Origin of the sequence: Enorma burkinafasonensis (assembly GCF_902150035.1) — a bacterium.
Classification (GTDB): domain Bacteria; phylum Actinomycetota; class Coriobacteriia; order Coriobacteriales; family Coriobacteriaceae; genus Enorma; species Enorma burkinafasonensis.
Map to the genome: position 1 here is coordinate 1 of NZ_LR597536.1, position 4462 is coordinate 4462.

At 61.4% G+C, this 4462-nt stretch carries 5 protein-coding genes; 4 read left to right on the forward strand and 1 reads right to left on the reverse strand.

Going from position 1 to position 4462, the window contains the following annotated elements:
* The first annotated feature begins 108 nt into the window (after positions 1–108).
* Positions 109–768: a GntR family transcriptional regulator gene (locus FS885_RS09675; protein WP_186365853.1), complete on the forward strand. Its 660-nt coding sequence runs from the start codon at positions 109–111 to the stop codon at positions 766–768.
* Here FS885_RS09675 and FS885_RS09680 read toward each other — a convergent pair.
* Positions 750–1661, reverse strand: coding sequence for a DMT family transporter (locus tag FS885_RS09680; protein WP_186365854.1), 912 nt, complete (start codon positions 1659–1661; stop codon positions 750–752). The two genes, FS885_RS09675 and FS885_RS09680, sit on opposite strands and share 19 nt — an antisense overlap.
* Before the next feature lie 388 nt (positions 1662–2049).
* On the opposite strand from FS885_RS09680, the gene agaB reads away from it, so the two are divergent.
* The 3 genes from agaB to FS885_RS09695 all read left to right on the forward strand — a co-directional run bounded on the left by agaB (position 2050) and on the right by FS885_RS09695 (position 4249).
* Entirely contained in the window at positions 2050–2526 is a 477-nt protein-coding gene (gene agaB, locus FS885_RS09685) for a PTS galactosamine transporter subunit IIB (protein WP_144744826.1), read from the forward strand.
* 105 nt (positions 2527–2631) lie between these two features.
* Positions 2632–3435: a PTS sugar transporter subunit IIC gene (locus FS885_RS09690; protein WP_144744827.1), complete on the forward strand. Its 804-nt coding sequence runs from the start codon at positions 2632–2634 to the stop codon at positions 3433–3435.
* Entirely contained in the window at positions 3425–4249 is an 825-nt protein-coding gene (locus FS885_RS09695) for a PTS system mannose/fructose/sorbose family transporter subunit IID (RefSeq protein ID WP_144744828.1), read from the forward strand. Before FS885_RS09690 ends, FS885_RS09695 begins: the two co-directional genes overlap by 11 nt.
* The last annotated feature ends 213 nt before the right edge of the window (positions 4250–4462 follow it).

Below are 4462 nucleotides of genomic sequence, written 5' to 3' on the forward strand. Positions count from 1 at the left end.
CATCTCCACCATTCCTTCAACTGGGAAAATGCCGCCCCCGGGGCCCGGATAGGACCTCGGGGGCGTTCGGTTAACTGCGGGAGCGTGCCGTCAGCTCAATGTGTTCGGTTGGGATCGGAAATCAACCACAAGCTGCCGAGCGAGAAGCAGCTCTGCGACCTCTACCACGTGAGCCGCGTGACCGTGCGCCATGCCCTCGACGAGCTCGCGGAGGCGGGGTACCTCGAGAAGCGCCGCGGCAAGGGCACCTACGTCAAGAGTTCGCGCGACATGGTGCTCACGCATCCCCGCGTGGACATCGACGTCATCAGCTTCACCGACGCCTGCCGGCGCGGCGGCATGGAGCCGGGCGCCATCGAGCTCGAGGTGACGCGCGTCGCCCCGAACGAAGAGGAGTGCGCGTTCTTCGGGATCGAACCCGACCAGGAGCTCCTGAGCGTCAAGCGCGTCCGCACGGCGGACGGTGTGCGCATCATGTTCGAGGAGAACCGCTTCGCGCCGACGGGCTTCGAGTTCCTGGAGAGCGCCCCGCTCGAGGGTGGGTCGCTCTACCAGGTGATCGAGAAGCATACGGGCAGGGTGCCGCACATGGTGGGCAACTGCATGCTCACCTCGAACCGCGCCGCGGGCGATTTGGTCACCTACCTGCAGGTGCCCGCCGGCGAGCCGCTCTTCGTGCTCGAGGCGAACTACTGCGATGCCGACGGCGCACCCATGTACATGGGCAAGCAGGTCATCATCGGGGCGCGCTACTCGTTCGCGCTGTAGGTCCCCGCTCCCTCGAGAACCGCATCCTCAAGCTCCGCATCCTCGTGCGAGGCGTCTTCCGCCGCGGCGTTCTGCTGCTGCTCGAAGTGCAGGTTGAGGACGATGGAGAGCACGATGAGCGCCGCGCCGATAAGGGCGAAGCGGCCGAACCCCTGACCGAAGAGGATGAACGCCCACAGCGGCGCCAGGATGACCTCGCTCATGCAGATGAGGTTCGAGCTGAACGGCGGGACGGACTTGAGCCCGTGGGCGAGCAGCACGCTCGCGATCCCCTGGCAGATGAAGCCGTTCACCGCCATGCTCGCGATGTCCTGGAACGTGAAGCGGGGGAGCCCGCCTGCCGTGACGAGCGAGGCGGCGCCCACCGCCATGGCGATGACGCAGGAGATCATGTAGGAGATCACGGCATCCGAGCTGGGCTTCGAGTTGAGATAGAACATGAGCCCGAAGAAGATGCCCGACACGATGGCGCAGAGGTTGCCGAGCGCGCCCTCGGGGCTCAGCTCGTCGAAGAAGAAGAGCACCATGCCCAAGATGGCGAGCGTGACGAACACCACCTGCTTTACCGGCGGGAGCTTGCGCGTGTCGATGGACTGGTAGACGATCACGAAGATCATCGAGCAGTACTGCAGCACGATGACGTTGCCCACGGTCGAGAGCTGGTTGCCGGCGTTGAAGGTGATCGCGACGATGAACTGCGCGATGCCGACGGCGATGATGAGGGGGTTGAAGTGCAGTTTGGGCCGGGCGATGAGGACGCATGAGATGATGGCGAACAGCGCGTTGCCCGCGGACACCAGCACCGCCGACAGGTGGTTCGAGGCCACGAGCACGCCGCTGAAGCTCCAGAGGAGCGCGGTGCCGAACAATGCCAGGTATCCGGAATGCTTCATGGGTCCCCCTCGAACCATACAATATAAGACAAGTGAGACTACTGTATACCTTACCAGGGGTTGGCTCAAGATGCGGTGGGTATGTTCCGATGCTTCATGGGTCGCACACGGCCGAGAGAGCGTTAAACTTTCTATTATAGTTAACTCTTAAGCATCATGGTGCATCTTCTTGCTGATTCATACGTTTACCTGTCGTATGGTGCCGCTCGTGGAAAAACGGTTGCCGGTCGCCCATATCAGCGCCATATTTAAGACAGCAGGAACATGTATTGCGATGTCTTATTAACGCAAGGTCAACGGAGCCCGCGCGCATCAGGCGGGAAACAGCGCCGTAACGGACAAGCGATATGGTGATCTTGCGTATCAGACCTTCGATGGAGGAGGAAACATGGCGGAACCCAATATCGTCCTTGCCCGTATCGATAACCGTCTGGTCCATGGCCAGGTCGGCAACTCGTGGGTCGGCGCGTCCCAGGCGAACATCATCATCGTCGCCGATGATGAGGTCGAGCATGACGACGTGCAGAAGCAACTCATGAAGATGACCGTCTCGGTCAATCCCAACCTGCGCATCCTGTTCTGGTCGCTCGACCGCACGATCGAGAAGATCTCGACGGCCAAGCCCGACCAGCGCATCTTCATCGTCGCCCGCAACCCGCAGAACATGCGCAAGCTTGTGGACGGCGGCGTGCCCATCAAGGAAGTCAACATCGGCAACATGCACGTGGGCGAGGGCAAGCGCGTCTTCCACGAGCAGCATGTCTACGTCGATGATGACGATGTTGCCGACTTCGAGGCCATGAAGGCCAAGGGAGTCAAGGTTTACGTTCAGATCGCGCCCGGTGACAAGAAGTACGACGCCTAAGGTGGCGTCACCGCACCACCGCGCGCTCTGATGGAAAAGGGGTCTGGCTGCAAGGAGGTGTACAGCAACAAGGACCGGATTCTGTAGGTACGTATTGGAGGGAAAATGGAAATCACACTTATCCAAGGTCTTCTCCTGCTCGTCGTGGGCTTTGTCTGCGGCGTAGACCAGTGCTGGGAGGCTTTCTACTGGTTCCGTCCCATGGTCGTGGCGTTCTTCGCCGGTATCGTCCTTGGTGACATCGAACTCGGTGTAGCCTGCGGCGCCGTAGCGGAGCTTTCCTACCTCGGCCTGCTGACCGTCGGCGGCACGGTTCCGCCCGATCCGCTGATGGCCGGTATGATGACCGTCGTCATCGCGTACACCACGGGCCAGTCGCCCGATGCCGCCATCGGCCTGTCCCTGCCGTTCGCCCTGCTCGCCCAGTGGGTCGGCATCATGTGGAACACCGTCTTCGTCGCTCTTGCCCACCGTGGCGACGAGCTGGCCAAGAAGGCCGATACCGCCGGCTTCCGTGCCACCGTGTACTTCGGCATCTTCGTCAAGGCCGCGACCACGGGCATCATCGTCTTCCTGTGCTCCTATGCACTCCAGACGCCCATCCAGATGTTCGTCAACTCCTTCCCGACCTGGCTCATCCATGGCTTCGAGGTCGCGGGCGGCATCCTGCCCGCCGTCGGCCTTGGCCTGCTGCTCATGGTCATGCTGAAGGCCCAGAACGTCGCCTACCTGTTCCTCGGCTTCGTGATGGCCACCTTCCTCGAGATGACCAACGTGCTCCCGATCGCTATCGTGGGCGCCGCGCTCGCCTACATCAACTTCTCGCATGAGAAGAAGGCCGACGATGTCGCCGCGCTCATGAAGTCCGGTTCCGTGGCTGTGATGGGAGATGACGACAATGAGCTCTAACGAGAAGACCGCTCTCACCAAGACCGGCCAGCCGGTCAAGAAGCTCAGCAAGGCCGATCTCGACAAGATGTCCCTGTACTCGGTCATCGAGCAGTCCGGCTTCAGCTTCGAGCGTATGCAGGCCCTCGGCTTCACCGAGTCCATGCTGCCCGCGTTCAAGAAGATGTACGGTGACTCGAAGGAAGACATCTCCGAGTTCATGACGTACAACATGGAGTTCGTCAACACCGAGCCCCATATGGCCACCTTCATGATGGGCCTCATCCTCTCCATGGAGGAGAAGGGCGAGGACCGCAAGGTCATCGAAGGTATCCGTAACGGCCTCTTCGGCCCGCTCGCCGGTGTGGGCGACACCATCTTCTGGTTCACCGTTCTGCCGATCTCCGCGGCCATCTGCTGCTCGCTCGCCCAGGACGGCTCCGTCCTCGGCCCGATCCTCTACATCGCGATCTGGTTCCTCGCGGCCATCTCGCGTATCCTCTTCGGTCGCCTGGGTTACACCCTCGGTACCAAGCTGGTTACCTCCATGTCCGAGTACACCAAGTACCTCACCGAGGCCGCTGGTATCCTCGGCGTGATGGTCGTCGGCGGCCTGATCCCGTCCTACGTCTCCATCGCCTTCAGCGAGGACCTCGCCTTCGGCATGGAGGGCACGACGGTCCAGAGCGTGTTCGACAACGTGATCCCGAACCTGCTGCCCCTGTGCGCCGTGTTCCTGATCTATTGGCTCTTCAAGAAGAAGGCCAACGTTCTGGTCATCATCCTCGGCATCATCGCCGTCAGCATCCTTATGTCCTTCCTCGGTTGGATGTAGTCGCCTGATGCGATAGCGAGCGCTCGAAGGGCCCCGGTCATCCGGGGCCCTTCTTGGTTTCTCGCCGTTTACGGACGTGAACGGACGGTTGATTTCCGATCCCAACCGAACACATTGAGCTGACGGCACGCTCCCGCAGTTAACCGAACGCCCCCGAGGTCCTATCCGGGCCCCGGGGGCGGCATTTTCCCAGTTGAAGGAATGGTGGAGATG

Bases quoted from the DNA above. Each gene is read 5' to 3' on its own strand.
- FS885_RS09690 (WP_144744827.1), top strand. From the start codon at position 2,632: ATGGAAATCACACTTATCCAAGGTCTTCTCCTGCTCGTCGTGGGCTTT.
- FS885_RS09695 (WP_144744828.1), top strand. From the start codon at position 3,425: ATGAGCTCTAACGAGAAGACCGCTCTCACCAAGACCGGCCAGCCGGTC.
- agaB (WP_144744826.1), top strand. From the start codon at position 2,050: ATGGCGGAACCCAATATCGTCCTTGCCCGTATCGATAACCGTCTGGTC.
- FS885_RS09680 (WP_186365854.1), bottom strand. From the start codon at position 1,661: ATGAAGCATTCCGGATACCTGGCATTGTTCGGCACCGCGCTCCTCTGG.